The organism is uncultured Paraglaciecola sp. (assembly GCF_937123705.1).
Lineage (GTDB): Bacteria > Pseudomonadota > Gammaproteobacteria > Enterobacterales > Alteromonadaceae > Paraglaciecola.
Genome location: NZ_CAKZKO010000132.1, coordinates 1 through 21,791, shown reverse-complemented (window position 1 = coordinate 21,791; position 21,791 = coordinate 1). Strand labels below are relative to the sequence as shown.

The 21,791-nt window shown below is 38.4% G+C and carries 28 protein-coding genes; 18 read left to right on the top strand and 10 right to left on the bottom strand.

Features of this window, described 5'->3' with window-relative positions:
* Positions 1-2 precede the first annotated feature (2 nt).
* Genes Q0688_RS16200 through Q0688_RS16160 form a run of 9 tightly spaced genes read left to right on the top strand, consistent with a single transcriptional unit; the run spans position 3 to position 9,608 of the window.
* Positions 3-557 (top strand): hypothetical protein, encoded by a 555-nt coding sequence (locus Q0688_RS16200; RefSeq protein WP_299079142.1) that lies wholly within the window; start codon positions 3-5, stop codon positions 555-557.
* A complete protein-coding gene (locus tag Q0688_RS16195) occupies positions 557-1,894 on the top strand; it encodes a hypothetical protein (protein ID WP_299079140.1) in 1,338 nt (445 codons plus the stop codon). Before Q0688_RS16200 ends, Q0688_RS16195 begins: the two co-directional genes overlap by 1 nt.
* A complete protein-coding gene (locus Q0688_RS16190) occupies positions 1,894-3,822 on the top strand; it encodes a hypothetical protein (protein ID WP_299079138.1) in 1,929 nt (642 codons plus the stop codon). The genes Q0688_RS16195 and Q0688_RS16190 overlap by 1 nt, the downstream gene beginning before the upstream one ends.
* A complete protein-coding gene (locus tag Q0688_RS16185) occupies positions 3,815-6,205 on the top strand; it encodes a hypothetical protein (RefSeq protein ID WP_299079134.1) in 2,391 nt (796 codons plus the stop codon). The genes Q0688_RS16190 and Q0688_RS16185 overlap by 8 nt, the downstream gene beginning before the upstream one ends.
* Before the next feature lie 10 nt (positions 6,206-6,215).
* A complete protein-coding gene (locus Q0688_RS16180; protein WP_299079131.1) occupies positions 6,216-6,599 on the top strand; it encodes a hypothetical protein in 384 nt (127 codons plus the stop codon).
* Positions 6,596-8,404 carry a hypothetical protein gene (locus Q0688_RS16175; protein ID WP_299079128.1) on the top strand — a complete coding sequence of 603 codons (1,809 nt, stop codon included), beginning with the start codon at positions 6,596-6,598 and terminating at the stop codon, positions 8,402-8,404. The genes Q0688_RS16180 and Q0688_RS16175 overlap by 4 nt, the downstream gene beginning before the upstream one ends.
* A 19-nt stretch (positions 8,405-8,423) precedes the next feature.
* Positions 8,424-8,960, top strand: a complete 537-nt coding sequence (locus Q0688_RS16170) for a hypothetical protein (RefSeq protein WP_299079125.1) — start codon at positions 8,424-8,426, stop codon at positions 8,958-8,960.
* Between the two features lie 25 nt (positions 8,961-8,985).
* Positions 8,986-9,372 (top strand): hypothetical protein, encoded by a 387-nt coding sequence (locus Q0688_RS16165; RefSeq protein ID WP_299079122.1) that lies wholly within the window; start codon positions 8,986-8,988, stop codon positions 9,370-9,372.
* A gap of 2 nt (positions 9,373-9,374) precedes the next feature.
* The gene (locus Q0688_RS16160) at positions 9,375-9,608 is read left to right on the top strand and encodes a hypothetical protein (RefSeq protein ID WP_299079119.1); all 234 of its coding nucleotides are present in this window, start codon (positions 9,375-9,377) and stop codon (positions 9,606-9,608) included.
* A 122-nt stretch (positions 9,609-9,730) separates the two neighbouring features.
* Here the strand turns inward: Q0688_RS16160 and Q0688_RS16155 are convergent, their stop codons facing one another.
* The 9 genes from Q0688_RS16155 to Q0688_RS16115 all read right to left on the bottom strand — a co-directional run bounded on the left by Q0688_RS16155 (position 9,731) and on the right by Q0688_RS16115 (position 14,977).
* On the bottom strand, positions 9,731-9,976 hold the full coding sequence (locus Q0688_RS16155; protein WP_299079116.1) for an ATP-binding protein: 246 nt from the start codon (positions 9,974-9,976) through the stop codon (positions 9,731-9,733).
* 399 nt (positions 9,977-10,375) lie between these two features.
* Entirely contained in the window at positions 10,376-10,552 is a 177-nt protein-coding gene (locus tag Q0688_RS16150; protein WP_299079113.1) for a carbon storage regulator, read from the bottom strand.
* A gap of 30 nt (positions 10,553-10,582) precedes the next feature.
* Positions 10,583-10,792, bottom strand: coding sequence for a hypothetical protein (locus Q0688_RS16145; RefSeq protein WP_299079110.1), 210 nt, complete (start codon positions 10,790-10,792; stop codon positions 10,583-10,585).
* Positions 10,785-11,648 carry a recombinase RecT gene (locus Q0688_RS16140; protein ID WP_299079107.1) on the bottom strand — a complete coding sequence of 288 codons (864 nt, stop codon included), beginning with the start codon at positions 11,646-11,648 and terminating at the stop codon, positions 10,785-10,787. The genes Q0688_RS16145 and Q0688_RS16140 overlap by 8 nt, the downstream gene beginning before the upstream one ends.
* On the bottom strand, positions 11,641-11,859 hold the full coding sequence (locus Q0688_RS16135) for a hypothetical protein (RefSeq protein ID WP_299079104.1): 219 nt from the start codon (positions 11,857-11,859) through the stop codon (positions 11,641-11,643). The genes Q0688_RS16140 and Q0688_RS16135 overlap by 8 nt, the downstream gene beginning before the upstream one ends.
* A 14-nt stretch (positions 11,860-11,873) precedes the next feature.
* Entirely contained in the window at positions 11,874-12,734 is an 861-nt protein-coding gene (locus Q0688_RS16130) for a YqaJ viral recombinase family protein (RefSeq protein WP_299079101.1), read from the bottom strand.
* A 450-nt stretch (positions 12,735-13,184) separates the two neighbouring features.
* Positions 13,185-13,577, bottom strand: a complete 393-nt coding sequence (locus Q0688_RS16125) for a hypothetical protein (RefSeq protein ID WP_299079098.1) — start codon at positions 13,575-13,577, stop codon at positions 13,185-13,187.
* Between the two features lie 300 nt (positions 13,578-13,877).
* Positions 13,878-14,315, bottom strand: coding sequence for a hypothetical protein (locus Q0688_RS16120; RefSeq protein ID WP_299079095.1), 438 nt, complete (start codon positions 14,313-14,315; stop codon positions 13,878-13,880).
* A gap of 380 nt (positions 14,316-14,695) precedes the next feature.
* Positions 14,696-14,977, bottom strand: coding sequence for a hypothetical protein (locus tag Q0688_RS16115; RefSeq protein WP_299079092.1), 282 nt, complete (start codon positions 14,975-14,977; stop codon positions 14,696-14,698).
* Between the two features lie 267 nt (positions 14,978-15,244).
* Between Q0688_RS16115 and Q0688_RS16110 the strand changes: the two genes are divergently transcribed.
* The 9 genes from Q0688_RS16110 (at position 15,245) to Q0688_RS16070 (ending at position 20,436) form a co-directional block, all read left to right on the top strand.
* On the top strand, positions 15,245-16,651 hold the full coding sequence (locus Q0688_RS16110) for a hypothetical protein (RefSeq protein ID WP_299079089.1): 1,407 nt from the start codon (positions 15,245-15,247) through the stop codon (positions 16,649-16,651).
* Positions 16,652-16,771: 120 nt separating this feature from the next.
* Positions 16,772-17,386, top strand: coding sequence for a hypothetical protein (locus Q0688_RS16105; RefSeq protein ID WP_299079087.1), 615 nt, complete (start codon positions 16,772-16,774; stop codon positions 17,384-17,386).
* The gene (locus tag Q0688_RS16100) at positions 17,386-17,835 is read left to right on the top strand and encodes a hypothetical protein (protein ID WP_299079086.1); all 450 of its coding nucleotides are present in this window, start codon (positions 17,386-17,388) and stop codon (positions 17,833-17,835) included. Before Q0688_RS16105 ends, Q0688_RS16100 begins: the two co-directional genes overlap by 1 nt.
* A 5-nt stretch (positions 17,836-17,840) precedes the next feature.
* The gene (locus Q0688_RS16095) at positions 17,841-18,065 is read left to right on the top strand and encodes a hypothetical protein (RefSeq protein WP_299079083.1); all 225 of its coding nucleotides are present in this window, start codon (positions 17,841-17,843) and stop codon (positions 18,063-18,065) included.
* Positions 18,059-18,412 carry a hypothetical protein gene (locus tag Q0688_RS16090; protein WP_299079080.1) on the top strand — a complete coding sequence of 118 codons (354 nt, stop codon included), beginning with the start codon at positions 18,059-18,061 and terminating at the stop codon, positions 18,410-18,412. Before Q0688_RS16095 ends, Q0688_RS16090 begins: the two co-directional genes overlap by 7 nt.
* A complete protein-coding gene (locus Q0688_RS16085; protein WP_299079078.1) occupies positions 18,381-18,791 on the top strand; it encodes a hypothetical protein in 411 nt (136 codons plus the stop codon). Before Q0688_RS16090 ends, Q0688_RS16085 begins: the two co-directional genes overlap by 32 nt.
* A gap of 6 nt (positions 18,792-18,797) precedes the next feature.
* On the top strand, positions 18,798-19,487 hold the full coding sequence (locus tag Q0688_RS16080; RefSeq protein WP_299079075.1) for a hypothetical protein: 690 nt from the start codon (positions 18,798-18,800) through the stop codon (positions 19,485-19,487).
* Entirely contained in the window at positions 19,484-19,873 is a 390-nt protein-coding gene (locus Q0688_RS16075) for a hypothetical protein (RefSeq protein WP_299079072.1), read from the top strand. Before Q0688_RS16080 ends, Q0688_RS16075 begins: the two co-directional genes overlap by 4 nt.
* 149 nt (positions 19,874-20,022) lie before the next feature.
* Entirely contained in the window at positions 20,023-20,436 is a 414-nt protein-coding gene (locus Q0688_RS16070; protein WP_299079069.1) for a hypothetical protein, read from the top strand.
* Positions 20,437-20,681: 245 nt separating this feature from the next.
* Here the strand turns inward: Q0688_RS16070 and Q0688_RS16065 are convergent, their stop codons facing one another.
* Positions 20,682-21,659, bottom strand: coding sequence for a hypothetical protein (locus Q0688_RS16065; RefSeq protein WP_299079067.1), 978 nt, complete (start codon positions 21,657-21,659; stop codon positions 20,682-20,684).
* Between the last annotated feature and the right edge of the window lie 132 nt (positions 21,660-21,791).

The following is a 21,791-nucleotide window of genomic DNA, read 5'->3' as shown; positions in this document are numbered from 1 at the left end:
TAATGTTTGGTTCAAGCTCAAACCCTTACGATCAGTCAGCAGAGTATTTCGATCAGATACCCGGTATTCAGCAACAATATCTCGGGCCTTACTCTCAAATGGGTCAAACTTTACTTCCTCAGCTACACCAAGGTTATGGGGCTATGGCGCTTCATCCATCCCAAGTTCAAGCTGGATTAGGTCAAGGGTTCCAAGAAGACCCCGGTTATCAGTGGAACGTAGACCAACAACTGCAAGCGCAAAACCAAGCCATGGCAGCAGGCGGCATGTCGGGTAGCCCAGAGTCTCAGCAATTTGCTGAACAAACAGCCGACCAATTAGCTAATCAAAATTACAACCAATACTTAAATCGCAATATGAAAATTGCAGGTTCTGGCCTTCAGGGTGAGCAAGGACTTGAAACACAAGGATATGGCGCGTCAAATCAAATGGCAAAAAACATGACTGACTACCTATACAACCGTGGAAACTTGGCGGGTGCTCAAGCCCAGAATAAAAGAAACATGATGTGGGGTGGCGCAGGTCTTGGCGCTTCTCTTGCTCTTGGAGGGCTTTAATGGCTGGGTTTAATCCAAATACATGGCCTACCTATCAGCAGTCAATGCCTATGGCTCAAGGTGCAATGACGGGTGAGGCTTTGCAAAGAGCTTACTTGCAAAATCAAATGCAGCGTCAACAGAACCAAGCCCAACCTGATTTGAATGCAGCTAAGTTATCCCAAATGCAGTCAGCCACAGAAGGGCAGAACATATCCAATGAGCAAGCACCTGAACTGATGGGGCTTAAAGAGTATATGGCTCAAATATCTGCCCAAAATGCCGCTAGAGGGCTACAAAATATAGGACTTCAAAGAGATAAGATGGGAGCTCTTTACACAAATGCATTTTCAAGGTTTTCCAATACCCCAACTGGGCAGACCTTATTGGCAAACGATCCAAATGCCCAACAAAATGCTCTGGCAGGAAGTGGCGCGTTTAATCAGCAGTTTGCACAATTAACTGGTGCGCCTGCTATTCAGGGTTACAGCCAACCATCACCACAACAACAAGCGGCGTCTCAACAGTCACAGCAATATCAGCCTATTCCTGCGCCTAACTTTCCGACTCTACAAAAGTACATGCAGGGTTCTCAAGGTGGCCAACAGGCTGCACCGCCTTCTCAGCAGTATATTCAAGGCTCACAACAAGCACAGCCTCAAGGTCAGAGATTTCCTCAGCCTGCACAGCAGCAGGTAGACCAAGCTATACAACAGCCTCAACAAAATCCAAATATATCGCCAGATTTAGTCAGGCAGGCGCAAGATGCAAACGCCTCAAGAATGCAGAAGCAGAACGTTTCTGGCCAAACCGCAAATCAAAGAAGGTTTGCCGTAAGCTTGAATAAATTCGGCAATACAATTGAAGAGAAATTACCACTTGTTTCAAGGTATTTTGGTGTTGGCGGAAAGGCTAATTTATTAGCAGACAAGGCTCTTGTTCAATCAGGAAAGCAACCAGAATCGTATGACATTTATCAAGAGCTCGTTAAAACCAACTTCCCAGATTATGCAAATGAATTTGGTAGAGCCATGGGAATAGGGGCAACTGACAAACAAAAAGAAGCCATTAAAAATGTTGTTAATCCTGATTGGATGATGTCTAACCCAGATTTGGCTTTTAAGGTTTTTAAAACTTTAAGAAAAGACGAGTCCGACATGGACGAACAGCTAGCCATGTCACCAGCTCAAGTTCAAAAGTATTTAGCTAGTGGTGGTGCGAAACCCGGTCAGAAGACACAGGAACAGGCAGCATCACCTTCGGGAACTGTTGAGATGGTAGATAATAATGGAACTTACTACGCAGTAAATCAGGACGATGTAGACGGTGCACTTAAATATGGATGGAGGAAAGCATAATGGCTGAATTCGATCCTAGCAAATATCAAGGGTACAAAAACTCCACCCAAAAATCCGGCTTCAACCCAAATAAATATACAGGGTACACAAAATCAAAAAAAGATTCTGGGCAAGATGCAAAAACAATGGCTAGCGATACTAGCACTTATCCAAATCAGGGGTTTAGAGACAAGGTTTTTGATTATATTAACCAGAGTAAGTTATCAGGAGAAGATTTTGCCAAGGGCATTGCATCCGGAGTCCAAAATACAGGTGCTTACGCAACATCTGGACTCCCTCAATCTATGCAAATACCGCGATACGATCCGCAACCAACGTCAAGACAGGGTAAATTTCCCATAGAAGCAGGTAAGTTTGGCTCATCTCTTCTTGCTGCGTTTCTTACCGATGCTGCATCGTTGCCAGCCATGGAAGCCGCAGGGATTCCTTCAAATTTTGCCAGAGTTGCGGGAAGCACAGCAAGCGGGACAGTATCTGCCCCATCTGTTGATGCAAATCCCGTTACCGGCGCTTTTCTTGGCGCTTCCTCTGCCGGGATTCCCGAGGTTGGAATGACTATGCTAGGTCGATATCTCGGAAGGAACGTTACGCCAGAAGAATTTGAAGCAGCAAGACAATCTATCCCGGAAGGCATAAAGTCTCCTATTGGCGAGCTTGCCAAATCTCCTAGGGCTAAAACAAGCTACGCAAAATCTAGAGGCATAGCCTTGTCTCAGGCAGATGTTCCGTACCAGCAAACCTACAATTACCTAAAGAAAAGCACAGATTCTCTTTTTTCTGATGTTCCAGACGTGTCAAATCCTAGCCAACATGTTTACGATGACGTGGAAAAATCCTATATATCAGCATTGGAAAGTAGAAAAAGAAAATACAACACACTGGCAAAATACGCCGATAAAAACGATCTTCCATTTAACGATGCTCCTTTTAAAAATGAGATTGACTCTTCAATAAAAGAGATACAAAAGAATATAACAAACGAAACGACTGAAAATTTATACAGAGAATCTCTCAAAACCTTAAAGGACTTTAGACAGTCAATAAAACCCTCTCTTATTCGAGATAACCCAAGAATAAATTCATTTGGCAACGCTTTATCATCAAGAAGGGCTATCAATGACCTTATTAAGAAGGCATCTAGAAAGGATGACAAATTATATCTTCGTTATCTTAAAAAAATTAAAAACGGTATTGATTTAAGCCTTGAGGCAAGTTCTTCACAAGATCCAAAATTATTTGAACTTTTTCAGGACGCAAACAATTCAAGGATACATCAAGGAACTTATGAAAATTTAAACCTAAATAACAAGACACCTTTTTTTAAAATTTATGAAAAGAAAGGAACTCCTGATAATTTTATTGGTTCATACATAAAATCAAATTCAAAAGGTGATGATTATTCCGGTCTTATGGGTGCTTTAACTGAAAAGTTATCGCCCGACGCAAAGGGCGTCATGGCTAAAGCTTACATAAAGCCAACAGATGAAACTTCACTGGCAAAACAGATCGAAAGAATTAAAAAACTAAGCCCGACTCAAAGATATCTTATGTTTGGAAAGAAAGCGCCCATTGCAGATAGAATTTCAAAAATTTCCGGTCTGTACCCTTCTGCCGCAAGCGCTGACTTTACCCCAAAAACTGGATATACGGCCGGAAAGTTAAGCCAGCTTTTATTTGAGATTAGCGGGTTAACTTCAGGTCTCGGAGTTGGGGCAGCAACGCACAGCCCAGGTGTAGCAGCCACAAGCGCAGCGATCGCAGCAGCACTGCCAGCATATGGACAGATAATACAGAGAGGGTTGAGAAGTGAATTTTTAAAAGATTCTTACATGCGTTACCTGCAAGGTTTAGGGCCAAGGTCAACCCCACTCGGAAAAGCCGCCAGAACAGGCGCAATAGCTTTGACAGGAGACAACAATAATGGCTAATCTTGATCCTAAATTCCTTATTGCACCAAACTTGCAAGAAAATTTTATCGACAAGGATACTGGATGCCCTTTAGTTGGTGGAAAAGTTAAATTTTTTCAAGACGAATCTAGGCAAACACCTAAGAATGTTTATGCATTAACTGGAGCACCTCCTAATTATACTTATACTGATATTGGAAGTGTTGTGACATTAAATGCGGCTGGAGCAACATCTTATGATTTTGGAAGTGGCTCTACTGATGTAAAAATTTACTGTAATCCTTTTGATTCCGATGGAGAAATACAGCTTTATTATGTTGAGGTTGAAAGCTCATCTGGAGTAAAACAGCTTACACGTGAAGCATGGCCTGACACTAAAAGCTCAAGCGGCGGAAGTGGAGGCAATGGTGATAGCGCCTTTACTAATTACATTCCTAACGGTCAGTTTTTACATCATAACGACCTGCAAGACAATGGACTTATTGTTGATGAATCTACAAATATTGCTCTTGGTGGCTGGACTTTTGAGAGATCACCTTCTTCTAGCGCAGTCGACAATGTAACCTTCCCTAGATTTAGTTCCTATTCTGACAACCCTGAGGCACATCCAAGATATGCTGTCAGAGTCATTAACACTGGTGGTGGCTCTGGTGATTTAAAGAAAGACTTGACAGTAAAATTTGACGATGTAAGCAAGTTTGGCTCTGATGAACAGCTATTTACGTTCAAGTTTGCAGGAAAATCGACGTCAGGCAGTTTTGATGTGGATTTGGTTTTAATCAAAAATTACGGTACAGGCGGAAGCTCTACGACAGAAACATCGATCGGTACGTTTACCATGACTGGCTCATACCAATCATTTGTAGCTTCTTTTGTTTTTGGAGATAACTCAACAAAAACAATCGGCACCTTAGATGATGATTTTGTCCAGCTTGCGATAAGGCTACCAATTGGAATTGTCTTTGAGGGGGAATTCACTGACTATTCTTTACTCGAAGGAGAGTTCGCAGATGTGTTTTTTCCTGACACAACAAGCAGGCAGTCTATCAGCCAATTCTTGGGAGGGGCTTTCCCCGTTCCTGACTTTACAGGTAGAGACCTGTACCTTCCTCCAAGACTAACGGCTACAGGATGGGAGTTTGACCATACACAAGTTGGGATGGTTTACGCTAAATCAACCCTATCTCTAGAAGTTGGCGAACTATGGGCGGACGGAAGTTCATATTTAACCAACGATTATTCTTCCGATGGAATACCTTTTATTAGGCTTCAAGAAAAGTATTTCGATTCTGCAACATCGACACCTATTTACGGAACAGGTGACGATTATGCTACCTCTTATTTCCCGGGTGCGGCTGCTGCCTCAGATACATTATTTTTAACTGCTAATGCTGAGGGCTCTGCCTCTGTAATAACAGATGGGTCAACAGCGACAGGTTTTACGTTCACCATTTCGCATTCCGGGGTTGGTTCTTCCTCATTCGGTGCTAATAATTGGGTTACCACACCCGGCAACTCTTGGATGCAGAACGAGGCTAATGGGTTAACTACAGCGCCTAGCTCAGGAACATCAACCGTTATTGTTGGAAGCAACTATGAGATTGATGGAACGGCAGAAACACCCCAAGAATTCGACGTTATATTTCCTCTTGCCTCAACTCTTGGTAATGGAGCTGGTGCAGCAAAATATTGGAGATATTATTCTGTAGGTCAGGCTTATTATGTCTGGTATATAACTGCAACAGAGTCAGACCCTTCCGTTGGTGGAGCGATTGGAATACCTGTCACAATCAATTTAACTGATGATTCGGTGGCTGTTGCAGAAAAAACAGTGGCCGCGATATCTAATTTTCAATCGTCCACAATCACTACCGTAGCAGCTAGTGGTATGACAGCTGGCGCTTACTTTACCTTTGGAGCTCCAAGCGAAGATTTTTATGTTTGGTATACGATTGACGGTGCCGGAACAGACCCGCTTATATCAAACCATACCGAAATTCAAGTTGATATTCTTTCGACAGATGATGCAGATTCGGTAGCACTTAAAACACAAACTTCTATTAATTCAAGAAAATTCGCCGTACCGGATTACAGGGAGCAGTTCTTGCGTGGAGCAAATATGGGAAGGGATGAGATAGGGCTTGATGGTTCCATCCCTTACCGATTTAACCGTAAAAACTTTAAGTTTGGTGCCGACAGTCTTGGTTCAGAAGAACTTAGTCTTATAAGAATGCATAACCATGAGGCAGTCACAACCCCTAACGTGCTTATCGAGGGGGATACTGCCCCGGGAGGGGTAAGTTTTAATAAAGATGTCATTAATGTATCTGTTACCGTATTAGACTCCGGATTCCAAGAATCACGTCCTGCCAACGCATATATAAACTACGTAATTAAATATTGAGGAAATAAAAATGAGTATTTTTAGCAAATTAAGAATAGGAAGAGATGACAGCGGTTATGTTACGAATGAAATACCGTGGCCTAAAGTTGAGCAGTCAAGCAAAATAGGCCTTGAGGCTCGTACGCCTGCATCAATTACTGTTCCAGAATCCGCCTATCATGTGAGGTTTATTCCTGCGTCCGGTGGTGTTGTTTGGTGTGGCTATGGTGATAGCTCTCTTGCTCCCGCCACTGTCGGAATCTTTACAAACGAGGCATCTGAGCTTGTTCCAATAGCGAGGCCTGTTTTTGACCCGTTAGGAGAAAGAATTTCAACACTTCAATTTTTATCTGAGAACGATACATTTTTGAATGTTATTTTTTATGGCAAATATGAAGGAGAAATATCAAAATGAAGGAAATTTACAAAAAACAACCAGTTATAGCGGCCCCAACAAATTCTTTTAATCAGAGCACCGATTCTGCCGATAATTCTTTTAATTCTTTTAATCCTTTCGGTGACACAGGTGGTGATTGCTGTCTAACCACAATTGAAACAAGTGACGAAATAGTTAATACAGAATCAGGCACAGGATATTTACTTACGAGCTCGTCGGAGCAAATTATCAATCTTCCCTCTTCCCCCTCTCTTGGAGATATTATCGCTCTTCATGGTAAGGGAGCCGGCCTATTTAAAGTTGAACAAAGAGCGGCCGAGAAAATAACGATAGGAAATAAGATTACCACAGTGGGTGTTACGGGGTCCGTGACGTCTACAGGAGCGGGCGATGCAATATACCTTATTTGCGATGACCCCGTAGGATTTTGGAGGGCGGATAGTGGTTATGTTGGTTCGTTCAGCATAGATGGCGTCACTAACATTTCAATAGGTGACGATTCCGCTGATAATACTCAAGGCAATAACTCTGTTGCTCTAGGAAATGGTGCTGGTCAGACGTCACAAGGTGATTTTTCTATTGCAATAGGTTCTTTGGCAGCTCAAACAGCGCAAGCAAACCTTTCTATTGCACTTGGAAGATTAGCCGGCAACAACAGTCAGGGGCAGAGCTCTATTGCTCTTGGGCATCAGGCGGCAAATGACACTCAGGGCTCTGATTCTGTCGCGATCGGCCCAAATGCTGGCAAAACCACCCAGTCAACTTCTTGTGTTGCTATTGGGCATGATGCGGCAGAGACATCACAGGGTACAAAAAGCATTGCAATAGGTCTTCAAGCAGGTCAAGACACACAAGGAATGGAGGCAGTCGCTATAGGCGATAGTGCTGGATTAACAACTCAAGGGATGTCTGCAGTAGCGATGGGTAAGTCGGCAGGACTAAATTCGCAAGGGGAAACAAGTGTCGCGATAGGTCCTAATTCCGGTCAGAACTCACAGGGCGAAGGTTCTGTATCTGTAGGTAACCTTGCTGGTCAAATCTCGCAAGGTGCAGGGGCGGTTGCTTTAGGTTTCGAGTCCGGATTAACAACTCAAGGTGACGGGGCAGTTTCGGTAGGCGAGGAGTCCGGAAAGACAAACCAAGGAGAAGGTTCTATCTGTATTGGAGCCGCATGCTCAGAGACCAATGCACCTAATTATAGTGTTAGCCTTGGAGCAGGTTGCGTTGCTCCATCGACAGCAGGAAGGTTAGCCTTTGGTAATTCTATGGAGGCAATAACAGCGATAGGTGCAACAGTGCCCACACAGTCAGGCTACTTGACTCTTGATTGGAATAATACAACATACCGAATCCCTGCTTTCGACAGCGCATCAGACGGGCCCTTAGGTTCAGGAGGTTCGGAGGTAGACGCAGGTTATGTAAATATGGTCAACAATGGTTACAGCGGGCGCGGGAACACATTTTCGGGAACACTGTCTGAGGTTATCCCCGTGTCAGCAACTTATTATTCTGATAACACAGATAATTTCACTAACACGACAAACTCAAGGTTGCAGTACACAGGAACTGAAACAAAAAGATTTTTGGCAAATGTAAAATGTAATATTGATGACACGACCGACAATGGATATTCGTTTGCGCTTGCTGTTAATGGAACTGTAGTTGCTGAATCTGTTTCTTTTGCTGCTGAGAATGACATAGGAAATGTAATCTTTCCCCTTACATTGTCAACAAATGATGAAGTTAGTATTTTTGCAGAAAGAGATGGGTTCGGGTCACAATTAAAAAACATTACTAGCCTTCAGTTTTCATTAACAGGGTAAATTAAAAAAAGAGGTAATTATGATTATTGACTTATTAAATAAAGAAACAAAAGACGAAGACATTAACGGACATAAAAAGATTGTTGTTACACAGGACTCAGTACATGAAAATAGAAGGCTATTTGATGTGTACTACTCAGATGATAACTATGCGGCGTCTTTTTTATGGATTGGTAGTGGCATAGAAGATGGAAGTAAAATAATGCAGCCAGCTATTGCAACTAACAACCCTGAAACAAAGTACTTAGCTTATGACGGGCAGGTAAACCACATAGATGGGTCTTCTCAAATATTAATGCCTTCAAATGGTAACCCTTACCCCATAGAGCAGAATCAGGCATATTTCTTTAGAGGGAGTAACCCCGAGACACCTGTACAAAGTTACGGGTTACAATTCAACAACATGTCGATTAGATTGAATAATATTTCTATCTTTAACGAGAATTTTTCAAAAGGAGTCATGCTGGACTTTAGAGCTAGCATGGAGGGCGTTTTTTCAGATGAGACAAAGAGCGGATACATAGTCGTTTTAGCATCGGTAGACACCATTAATTAAATTAAAATCGTCTTAGGACGATCACATGAATAATGAAAAAATATTTTATAAGTTTTTTAAGAGGCATCAAAAAACCACAATAGGTTTATTATTGGCCATTATTGTTTTTGTAAGCGAGGTATCTGTATCATACTTATCTAACAGTATATCCGTTATACAAAACAACAGAGATAAAATTAGAGATAATGAAGAGGTTCTTTCTTCTTTGAGCTCTTCTGTTTCTCGGAATAAGTCTGTTATTCAAAATATTGTAACAAGGGAAAGCTTTAATGCTTATATTAGAAGAATAGACGAAGAAAGGCATAGCCAAGTTTCCATTAACAATGAAAACAATAGAGACATAGGTTTATTAACTGGAAGGCTTGATATTTTAGAGAAAATTATTTACGAAAACATAAATAAAGGAGATTAAAGATGTCAGAATTAATAACGCAAACCCAAAAACTTATTGATATAGGCTCTTTTGCAGGAGGTGGTTATATTTTAGGCGTCTTAAATGGTATAATACATAAAAAAATAGATAATGGGCACAGTGAGCGAAAACTGTCAATTCGCATTCAGCATCAAAGGTTCCAAGATTCAATAAAAGACACTCAAAACGCAAGAAAATATCAATTTAGTGGGTATTTTCATGATGCCGATCGCTAAATTTCATGATCGCAATGAATTTCCTCGAGTCTTGAAGAGTAGAGCATAGCGATCGACATGGGTCAAGCCATACTCCATCAACAACCATTTTAATACCTTCCAATAGCGGTACTAAAATAGCACTAAGCTGGTTTTTTTCTGAGCGATTCTCCTTTTAAGTTAAGTGTGATTGCTTGATGAACGATCCGATCAAGCATGGCATCAGCAATAGTGTGATCACCAATATAGTCATGCCAATTTTCTACCGGCAACTGAGCAGAGATAATCAGTGAGCGTTGATCATAGCGATCGTCAATGATTTCCAATAAATCACCACGTAATGCGGGATCCAGCTGGGTATTTTCACGAAGTCGATCAGTAAATTTCATCAAGTCGATCGCTGAATTTCATCATGCCGATCACCGATTTTCATAATTGCCCAAAAGTGATCGACTATGATGAAATTCAGCGATCGACTTGATGAAATTTACTGATCGACATGATGAAATTCCGTGATCGACTTCGTGAAAATACCCAATTTAGGTTTGCCAGAAGACTAATAGCCTTCTCACTTTTCATTATGGCGCCTTTATTATTATTTTTCACAAACTTTCTAGGCAATAAAACAGCCGTTCCCGTGTCAACTAGCAAATCCTATTTATGGGGCCTTTTCAATACAAGCTCTAATCAAATTCATGTGATAAGTGCGTATTACTATGACCCCATTACATTTCTATGTCTATCGTCTATGGTTGCTGGACTTTATTTTGGTAAGAATACAGATTAATTTACTCTTTATCAGTATCTCTTATCCACTCCCTTTCCCTCACAACCTGTACTTCTTTAGGTGCACGTATTCCTAATCTTACACCCGACCTACTTGCTGAGTTAACCCTTACCTCTACTTCTTCCCCTGAAAGATAAAAGAATAATGACTCTCCCTCTCTTCTCGTTAAAACTAACATACCGTATCCTCTTTTTTGATGTATAATTGTTTACTTTTTAATGAAAAAACTTCTTTCTTTCTCAAGCCTACATTTTATATCTCTTTTAAATGATATTTTTTTTGATCTCAAATCTTCTTTATGTTGAAAAAATCCTTTTTCTGTTAAATTCCTCATCATTACGTCGAAATTAACCGTTTTAGGCTTTCTCATATCATCGTGTCCTTTTGTGGTGCCGATATCTTCTTCGTAATCATCCATTTAAACTATCCTTCTGTTTTTTGTAATCCTCTCTTAGCAAATCCTTATCTTCATCGCTAATATCTGTTTTTGATTTTATCTTTTCTGCGCATATCTCAAGGTCTCTAATTGTGTTTGCCGCCTGAATTTCATCAAGAAGCAATTCAGATTCTGTTGCGACAGGGTCGTTATAGTCATAAATTGCCACCTCTTCCCCCTTAACCTTCTCAATCTCTTCACCATCCAAAGAAGATTCTGTTATCCCTAATGCATTCTTTGCTTCCTGAACCCCTGACTTTCTACTGGTTTTAATTTCATTTACGGGTTTCTCCTCTCTTTCTTTTATTTCATCAATTTCATCATGGGTATAAATTCCTGCTAAAACTTCTCCGGCAAATGCTTTAGCGGCATTTGATATGCATCTTGCTCTTAGCATGGCCTTGGGATGAAGTTTCCATACTGAGTCAACATTTCCATATTTTCCCTTGTGAACCTTCCCCCATAGACCTGCTGTTTCTGCGTCCTGCTTCGTATAAGACATTTCTATTGAAGTTTTGTCAGGCGCGGTTATAACAACTGTAGCTACTTCTTCGCTACTTTCTGGCCACTCTACGGCGTAACCTGCACCTTTAAGTAAAGCTATTATCCCAGATGCCGATATGCCGACATTTCCTTTATGAACATACATTAACCTAAGGGATGCCATCGGCTTAAAGCCAAGTTCTATACCACTTAACATACATGCCGCAATTGCCCCTGCATTTCCTTGTAAATTAGATGGAATAAAATCACCTGCGTTTTTTATTTTGTCTGCAAAAATATAAACATCTTTCGCAAGGACAGAAAAATCTACCCCTTCCTTGACTAATTCACCCATTTGTTTTGCTCCTCAATAAATTAACTATTGCCTCATTTCTGATAACCGAAGATTTAGCTGAATAAAGCTCTAGTTCCGCTATCCTTAATGCTTCATTGTTGTTTGCAGATATATCAATATCTGATTCAAGACAGTCATTCACTTCATCAACTTGATTTTTAAAAACTGCTTTAATTAACTTTTCATGTTTATTTAATATACTAATATCCACTTTGTAGCCTCCATTTATATAACCTTTAAAACCCTGACACCGTCTTTTCTTTGATTGAAAGTAACCAGCCTTTCGTTCCCCGCCACAAGCGTATCGCAAGATCCCATGCAGCTCGCAATCTTTAGCTTGTTCTCTTTAAGCTCTCTTTCTTTACCAGAGATTTCATCTCTAAGCGTCCTAGCATTCGTGACCGCTAAAATAATATCTTCTGTTGCCTGTTTTTTAGTCTTTACAGAATGAGGATATAACTTATTTACATCTGGCAAGTCTTGAGGTTTAGGCGCTATCTTTTTTTGAACATTGATAAACCAGAAGTTTTTAAGTGCCTGATGAAACCCATCTATTAACTCCTGACTTCTTTTAATGTGAAAGAACTTTAAAACTCCCTTTAGTCTTATTGCCACGTCTGCCTCATACATCCCTGTTACATTCAAGTAATGATGAACCTGAAAAGTATAATCTAATGGGATTTGATCACTTCCTTCTTCTCCCCATTTTTCATATCTATCATGATCCCAATTTTTAACCTCAAGCAAAACATCACCTCTTTCTTTCGTCTTTGCTATTCCGTCAATATTTGCAATAAGCCACGGATATTCAGGATGAACAAGCTGCCCGTATTCTTTTCCCCTTATTACGTCTGTTATTTTTTCTTTCTCATACTCCTTTATAATAGGCTCCTCTAAAATCTTACCCCAATACCTGCTTGCGGTCTTCGTGTCGCAAGGACTTAATTCTTCATATTTAACCTCGCCTAGCTTTTCTCTCCACACGTCAACAGCCGTTTTAAATGTAGACTTTCCAAGTATTGCGGCAACATCACTGCCGCCAATACCTAACCTTCTTTTTTCTAAAAAACCAATATCATTAAGCATATTCTTCCTCCATAATGTCGAAGCATTGTATACACAATGGTTTTTCCACTATCTCGTTTATGCCAACACAGCGCTTAAATGATTTAATACAAGCGACACACAACAAAGAACCGCATGACCCGCATTGATAATGAGATAGCTCACCGTGTTTTCCGCACCCACATATACCAATAGGTTTGATAAAATCTTTCATGTCAATCTTCCTCCATAATTCCCAAGCATTCCATGCAAATTTCCGACTCAACATGCGTTCCACTCAAGCACTCCCCAAATACTAGGGTATGCTCTTTGCATGTTGAATCCCCGCATATTTTACACTCGCTTAAATCCTCCGTATTTCCGCATTGGCATTCGTGTATATCCTGACTGAGATCCTCATCACAAGTAGGGCAAGTATTTAAACCGGTTGGCTTAACGTCTATCCCGCATGTTTGGCAATAAAATTCCATATTAATCTTCCTCTTTTAAAAACTCATCTATCTGTCTAACCGCTTCTCCGGCTGCTTTTTTGTCAAATGAGTTTTTCTCAACATATTCATGGACTCTACGAACCATTAATGAGCTATCAAGCCCCTGAATGACCGGCATTCTCATTCTGAATAATTCAGCAACTTTTTTATCGTCATTAATGAACCCGTAACTTTCATTTTGAAGATTTTCAATTTCACCAATCCAATGAAGAAGAAATTTAATTAACTCCCTATGCCCCTTAATAACTTCAAGCAATTTATCCTCGTCCATTCCCTCCGTAAAATTACGTCCACATTTAGAGCAGGTATCCCATTCAGTTAACAACCTGTCTCTATCGCAGAATGGACAGTAATGCGTGTCTGTAGTTTTCATTTAAGTCTCCTTACTTGTTAAGTTCGTTTAATTTCTCATCAAGACTAATCAGCTCCTTGTCAATATAATAAATTAAATCCTCATCTTTTAATTTATCTTTAAGTGCACATTTAACATCGTTTAAGAAACCCTTCATCTCAGCAATTCCCTATCTATTCTAAAACTTATGTCTCTAAGCTCGTTCCTAATTTCAGAGCAACTATAGTCCAACTCATAAGCCAACTCGTACACGCGTTTTCCAATATATGATATAAACTCATATTTTTTAGAATTATTTAAATTGCATTTATTATCTTCCATTTAAATATCCTCCATAACATTTGAAAAAGAAGGGGTTCCAGCACCAAACGGTGATTGGTTTTCAGGAGATTGTATTTCTTCTTTTAGCTCTGAAAGCTCATGCCGCGTTAGCTGATACCCCCCGGGGAAATCCTTTATTCTTTTAATTTTTGAGCAAATCATATCGTCTAATTTATCTAGCACGTCAAAAACATCCAAACCCGGAAATGGAGTGTCTTTTTCATCATAGAGTACGTCATTTATTTTGTTATTTACTTCTGCCGCCCTAATAAGGTCAATATGGATTGACTCTAGGCGAGATATGGCTGAATCTAAGGCTTCTAACCTTAATTGTGAACATATAGGCTGGTCTTTTGGGTACATATCAACTTCTCCGTTTTGTTTCGGTTCGGTCAAAATGCATAACTCTAAATTTCTTATTTGTTTTTCTGTGTTCATTTTATCATCTCCTTTGATTTACAACAATATCAACGCTTGCTGATTTGGTAATCGTAGTCTATTTTAATTAGATTGTCAACACAAAAAATAATAATTTTTATTTGTTTATTTTTAAATCAAATTCTATCAACACATACATCTGATGCTTTTATCTCACCTTTAGTTTTCTTTTCTATTAGTTTGGCACACCTCAGTGAAACGCATGATTGCCCCAACCTCCATTTACACACCAATCTATTTGAGACGCCTATCGCATCCCCTAAATCCTTATCAAACTCGCCAAAATACTTGATGGCCTTTTTTACTGACGCGATGCTCTTCCTTGTTGGGCTACTTCCTTTCGGTCTTCCGGGATTGTTTTTTTTAATCATTTTATTTTTTTACCTTCTTTTTTTAGCTGAATCATCGAAAAATACATCAGGATTACGGCTACGTTTAGCTTTATCATCAAATTCAAATAAATTTTCCAGAATTGACGGTAGACCAATAAAAATAAAGAATATAGCAATAATCCCTAATGGAATCGCCATAATACAAAGCCATACATACGATACTATAGTAATAACATGTACATATCCCGGGCTTAATTTTGCCGCTATAAACGACAGCAAAGCAATTACTGCTATCATAAATATCCGGGGAAAATACGAATGTTCTTTCATGGTTAACCTCTTTTATTGCCAAGCAGACAATTTAAATTAGACTTAACGATTGTAAGCTATATCTCAAGTTTTAGCAATAAGCTTGATTTGGTATGGGATAAGAGGTAGGTTTAGGGATGGCTAGCGCCGGATACGATGACGCTAGCCGAAATGTTGGTCTATCTTACAAGGAAACCCCAACAAACTTAGTACTATTAAATTCTATGTAAATTAGAATGCGATTGCAAGGGTTTGTTTGACGGTTTAAATTTAAACGGGAAATAAACTATGCTTGCGTTACAAAATGTATCATCTATAATATCTTCACAATCAGAGCTCTATACTGAGCCAAAAAAATTTAATGCCCACTTTGCCCCAACCTCTTATTCTGGGTTCGTTCCCAACGAAGTGTTTAATTTATGCTCACCTATTGAGATAACAGTTTTCGCTGTTATCCAGTACCTTTCTTTTTTCTCGATCAAGTGCTCAAACAGAAATATCGGGAAAAATATGAGCTCATCTGCCAGTGGCATCAAGAATGCTCTAAATTCCCTTTCTAAGAGGGGTTTAACACATAGGAAACCCGATGGCACCTATTCTTTCAGAACGTCAAGTATAGACCATCCTTCCGCCTTCTGTGAGGCTAAAGAACTATGTCGACAATCCCTTGGTTACTGGTTCCCGATAGATACGCTAAAAAGCAATAAAATAACCAATCAAGAGAAGAAAGCATTCTCGCTGCTCAAGAACCTAACCAGTCAACAGCCAAGAAAAATGGACATGGAGTTCATCGCTCTAAAATTAGGCATATCTAGGGTTTCGGTTTCTAAAATAATAAACAGCCTTTTATCAAAGAAACTAATCTCACGATTCAGACCACACCACCGAAGTGCTTACACTTACCAAACAGGAGGCCAAGAAATGAGCATATACAAAAAGGACTTATCCACAGAAAACAGGAAACTAATTGAACAAGGTACTCAAAACGATACACCAAAAGGTACTCAAAACTTTACATCTCTTAGTATTAATAAGAGTAAGAGATCTTTTATAGATATAGGTAAAGAAGAGAGGAGTTCAGATACTTACAAATCTGGTCAAAAAAAGTCTTTGTTTTTTTTCAAAGAATTGATTGAGCTTCTTATTGTCGAAATTCAGGAGATGGACAGAAACAAAAACCAAGAACAAGACAGCCAAAGCCTTGATGAGCAATACACTCAGGCATGCATAGGCGGTGACTTAGATAAAATCCAAGAGCTTCGGTTCAAGATGGCAACAAACGAGATTAGAGGCAATAAAACTGAACAAATAAAAAACAGCTCTGAGAGAACAAAATCAATTCTCACAGACTACGAGTATCTCATGAAGAAAGACGCGTATATAAAAATACCAGATGAACTCATCAAAAAAATAGGAAGCTCAGTTAAAAGCAAGGTAGATTTGAGCAAGCATGAGGATTCAAAATCTCGGAAGATGGCATTTTGTCTAACTTTCAACTCATTTTTTCTTGACCTTAAAGCACAATTGGCTAGGTCAGATATGAGAACTTCAGTCGAAATATGCTTGAAGAGGCTTTCGCGAGACAGCTACGATATTAACTACGAAATAATATCTAGGAGCGTGCAGAATTCATGCAATGAGCACGTATCAGCGTCTAATCAACTGTATGAAAGTAATAAAAACTGGATGGATTAAAAGTAGATTAATGTTCTACGTGGAACAATTTTAACAACCCTGCGTAGTTGCTATAAAAAACAAAAACATCTACAATATGAGGTGTGAACGATTATTAATTAAATTTATTGAGGATGTTAAATGTCAAGACCGTTGAGAATAAAAGAATACGACTTGCACGAAATTATCAAGGATTTGGTAGACGCAGCGTTAGAGATAGACAGGCCAAACAAAGAGAAGATATGTAAATTTATTGTAAATCTCGTGGATAATGGCGGCAATAAAACAATGGCCGCTATCGATGCCGGTTTTGGAGCTAAAAAAGGAAAGGATGGTAAAGCACGAACGTTAGATGAGAGAAAAGCTGTTGCCTCTACAGAAGGTGACAGACTGCTTAGAAACGCTGCAATATCATCACTGTACGAGAAGTTATTGTCTCACAGATTTATTTCTACAATCTTTACAAAAACATTTACAAAAGAACATTCGGCTAATATCTTGTATCAAATCGGAATGAACACTTATGAGACAAACCCTAGACAAGCTATTGCGGCTTTCAAAGAAGCTTCAACGTTGGCAGGTCATTACAAGGATATGGATGACAGTAGTGATGAAGAAAAACAAAAGAGAACGGCTGAGCTCATCAAAGCAGGTAATGTTATTGATGCTTGGAAGCATGCTCAAAATCAGGTTGATAGCAAGAAAGTTGATAAGGAAGTTGAACAGGTGAGAGTTAAGAGTGAGGTTTATAATTGATGAGCTATAAGAAAGTATTTTTAATATATAGGGGGGCTGATGAGATTATCTGTTACTGCAAATCTGAGCTTGAAGCAGGTAAAATATATTCTTTAATGGTTAAGTCAGGAGTTTATACCGACATACATATAGGTGAAGAGTTTGATGATTCATATTATTCTATAGTGGAGAGAAAAAGAGATTCTCTTCTCGACCTTATTGAAAGCACATTAATCTCTTTAAGTTTACTAAGACATGGAGAAATAGATGATAAAACTAAAAATATAGCCAGACTAACAATTAATTTTTCCGAAAGCCTTATTTGCGAAAACATTAAAATTATAAAAGGGGTTTATCTTGGAAACTTATCCCATCAAAATCTAAAGGATGTAGTTGATAATTTTGACTGCTCAGTTTACAAATGGCTTTCAAAAAATCCCATTAATTGGCTTGATAAAAATAATGGGTAAATAGCATGACAGATAAAGGAGAATTCTTCACCATCCAATTCAACAAACCCAAGAAATGTGCCCAATGTGGCGTTGAAATCACATCAGGAAACGTATACCTAGGCGGAGGGTATCTGGGGGTTAACCACCCGTTTTTGTGCTCTGAATGCGACGACAGGATGATGAAGAGAGATTTAAGGAATGAGGCGCCGCCTTATATAAATAAAACTATGAAGAGGGAAGAATGTTAAAAATATTGAAATTTAATTGGAAAGATATTCTAATTCATCTAAAGGGTATATTTGATAGTTATCGAGTTAATTCTATTGACTTAACTATTCATGAGGATGACACACCTTTTGATTTTGGTGTTAAAGCAGAAAATGCAATTTATTCTTACAGAAAAAAACGAGGTAAAAAAGTTAATAGATACCTAAAGTCTATTGTTAAATCTGGCAAGAAATATGGTTTCGTACTATCACATCAAGACTGTCAAGGCGCATTTGAGGTCATTGAAAGAGAAAATAAAGATAAATATACTATTGATTTCGATGAGTGGATAATGGATGCTACATACAGGAAAAAAGAAGATAAATAAGCTAATTACAGAAAAAGATGTTGACGATATTAGGGGCGCTCTAAAGAATATCGACAACATTACAGGGGTTAATGAAATTGAGATTAACCCCGGCCTGATTTTTCCGTACCCTGGGTTTATCGCCGAGACAAATTCAAAATTTATAATAAAGGCTTATCTTTTTTATGATTTTCGTGTGGGTTGTTCTAATTTTGTCCTTGAATTTTTCTGTGAAGATGACGAAAATATTTGTATTTACCGTCGGGTTAAAGAAAATTTATCACTTAATAAATTTTTAGATTTCATAAAAGAAATAGATATAGAACTTGGACGCATACATAGTGAGATTAAACCCAGCAACATCATGGATGTTTTATATAAATACCACAAGGGAGAATGAAGATTAATGGTAACCGTGAAAGAGTTAATAGATATTCTAAGCATTTTTGATAAGGATTTGGTTGTATCGATATCTGCTGGGTCGACTGATGATTGCGATTATGTTTCTGATAGGATTGGCTTTGACGTAGAAAATGTCTTATTGAACCAGAAAAAATATAAAGTTGAGTCGTATGAACGCCCATATAAAAAACGTACTTTTGCAGATGTTTATGACCATATGATTATCCCTGATGATATGCCTCCGTGCTGCGACATATACGTAAGAGATAAAAGACTTAATATTTCACTGAAAAAAAATCATCCCGGAGAAGGATTCTTGAGAAAATATAATTTGAGACAATACAAAAGGCAACGTGCACTACCTATTTTAAATAAGTTCCGTGATGGATTTCCTACAGGAAATTTTTTATCAGATGAAGCCGATACTCTAGCAGCACTCGAGTATGTAAGGCGTCTAAGCGAAGACTTTGAAGACTTGATTGAACATGAGGAAGAAGGTCTTTTTTTAAATTTTTTGGCTCGTACAATCTTGATTCTTTATGAATCCATAAAATCATTTCATGAGGAAAAGGACTGCTTGATAAAGTCTTTCGAGAAAGAGGATTCAAGATTTTATTTTAGAATATTAACAGTTGCCGTAAATGATAATTTTTTTTCGAAACAGCCACTTAAAAAAAGGGGAGACGATATATGAACAGTAACTTATACTTTGATATTTTAAATAAATTTGGGGATGATTTTCCTACGGGTGAATTTTTACCGGATGACTCTAAAACTAGAGAAGTCTTTAATTATGTTATGGAACTAAAGGAAGACGGCAAAGAGACTGAGGATATGTTCTTAGGTTTTATTCTTGCTCTAATTTGTAGGCTTCATGGAGCCATAACCTCATATCATTCCGAGAAAGATTCTTGCGTTAAATTAGCCAGCAGTGGGGATGTTCGGTTTCATTTCAGAATACTAACTAGCGTCCTAAGAGAGAAAGGTTTGTCTGGAAGGCATCAAGGAGCAGCAGACGACGGTTGTGCTCATGGGGAAAATTTGCGCAATCTGGTTAGAAATTCTTTAACTACCCTTTAATTTATGTTCAAGTGAGAACTATTAAGCCAGATTCTTAGTTGTTGACAGTCTAGTTAAATTAGACTATTCTTTTGGTGTGGACGTTACATCTCATATCTAGAGAGTGGGTCATAGTTGTTTTTTAAATTAGTTTAAATGGGAGATTTCAAATGGCGTATTTATCTTTGGCTTCGGTTATAAAATGGGCTGAAAAACACTTTAAAAAAGATGAAGATAAGGGCGTTCTAGATGCACAATTAATTCAGGAGGAAAGAACAATGACGTTGGCAGAAGAAATGTTAAAGATATCCAATCAAGCAGTGATTAAAAGAATGATAGAACTGCAAAAAGATTGTCTTAATGAAATAAAACACTCAGCAGATATGGGCATAACAAAGAATTTTTACAAAACAGACTTAGTATATTTTCAAGATTCTGAAAACTTGAAGAAATTCAAAGATTATTTTATTCATAGAGGTTTTAAGGTAATCGACGGAGAATCGCTAAAAACAAACAGAGATGAACTACCTTATATTTATATTTATTGGGGAGACGATGAGGGTTATGAAAGACTACTTGAATAGGACGGACAGGACTGATTTAAGGGAGTAATTAACAGAGAATTTTAATTTAAAGAGGTGTTTAACGATGCATAATTTATATTTTTTCGAGGCTGGTATTCTTGTGGGTATTATTTTGGGGGCCGCCCTAACTCTTTCTAGGGTTTCCCATTATCTTAAAAAAGATTAGAGCAAGGAAATAACATGGAGTTTTTAACTATGGGTAGTTTGGATTTTTTCTCGATTGGGCTTTTTTGTATTTTGATATTTTAATAATCCATTGAAAGGCTATTTACGATTTCTACCATTTCGCTTAAAGCCTCTGGGTCAACCGCACGATCAAATGTAAATTTCAATTGAGCAATGTCTTTTCCTTTGGCTTCAGCAAAAAGGAGCACTTGAAGGGTTTCTCCATTATCGCCTTTTTTAGTGTAGGCATAAAATTCATCAACTTGAAATTTTAGCTTCTTGTAGGATTTAACTTTTTTCATTTTAGCACCTTCCATTTTAGCCATGTTCTTACAAACAGATTCTGGGGTTAGGTTTCTTTCATCAAAGCATATAGCATCAAGAGCATAAAACTGTTCGTTGCTATCGTTGTCTCTCACTCCTTTTCTAAATATTCTGTCAATAGATATTCCTTGTACTGTTTTTCCATATTCATCTTTACTGGAGTGAATCCATCTAGCTGGTAACTTTAGCTGATAGCCACAAGGTGCTGTGTATTCTTGTATAAAATGCTCATTACTAATGTACTCACCACTTTTATCGTAATACTTCCATTCACCTATTCTGGAACCTTTACTGAAGTCTCCTGTTGAAGATAGTTTTCCATTTTCGTGATAGTAGTTTGTGAGACCTTCTTGCAGGCCATCCGCGAGGGTAGTTTCAATATCTCTGTTACCATTATCAAAGAAAGTCACGTATTTGCCTTCTTTTACATTGTCTACATAGTTGTATATACCAGTTGTATCCCCATTTTCGTCAAAGTAGATAAAAAGACCCTGCTTTACTTTTTGTTCAGCAGTTTCGTGTGCACCTATCATTTGTAGTTGACCGTTTTTAAAATAGTCCAATTGGCCCCATAGATTGTTATCCGTTTTGAATGTTTTACCATAATAGAAATAATCTTCTTTAGCACATTCATTCCATTCTGAGTCAGAGTAGGTGTAAATAGTGTCTTGAGCGTAAGATTGCATTTTTATTACAAAAAGACTTGTAAGAAGAAGTATGTATTTTAATTTCATTTATGTTTTCAAATGATTTGGTTTAAAAATGGCAAGTTAACTGTGTTGTTTATCAATTCAAAGATTGATACTAATGAAAAATCCCCACTGAGAATCTCAATGGGGATTAAAATATGTTGAAGTATTCTTGAT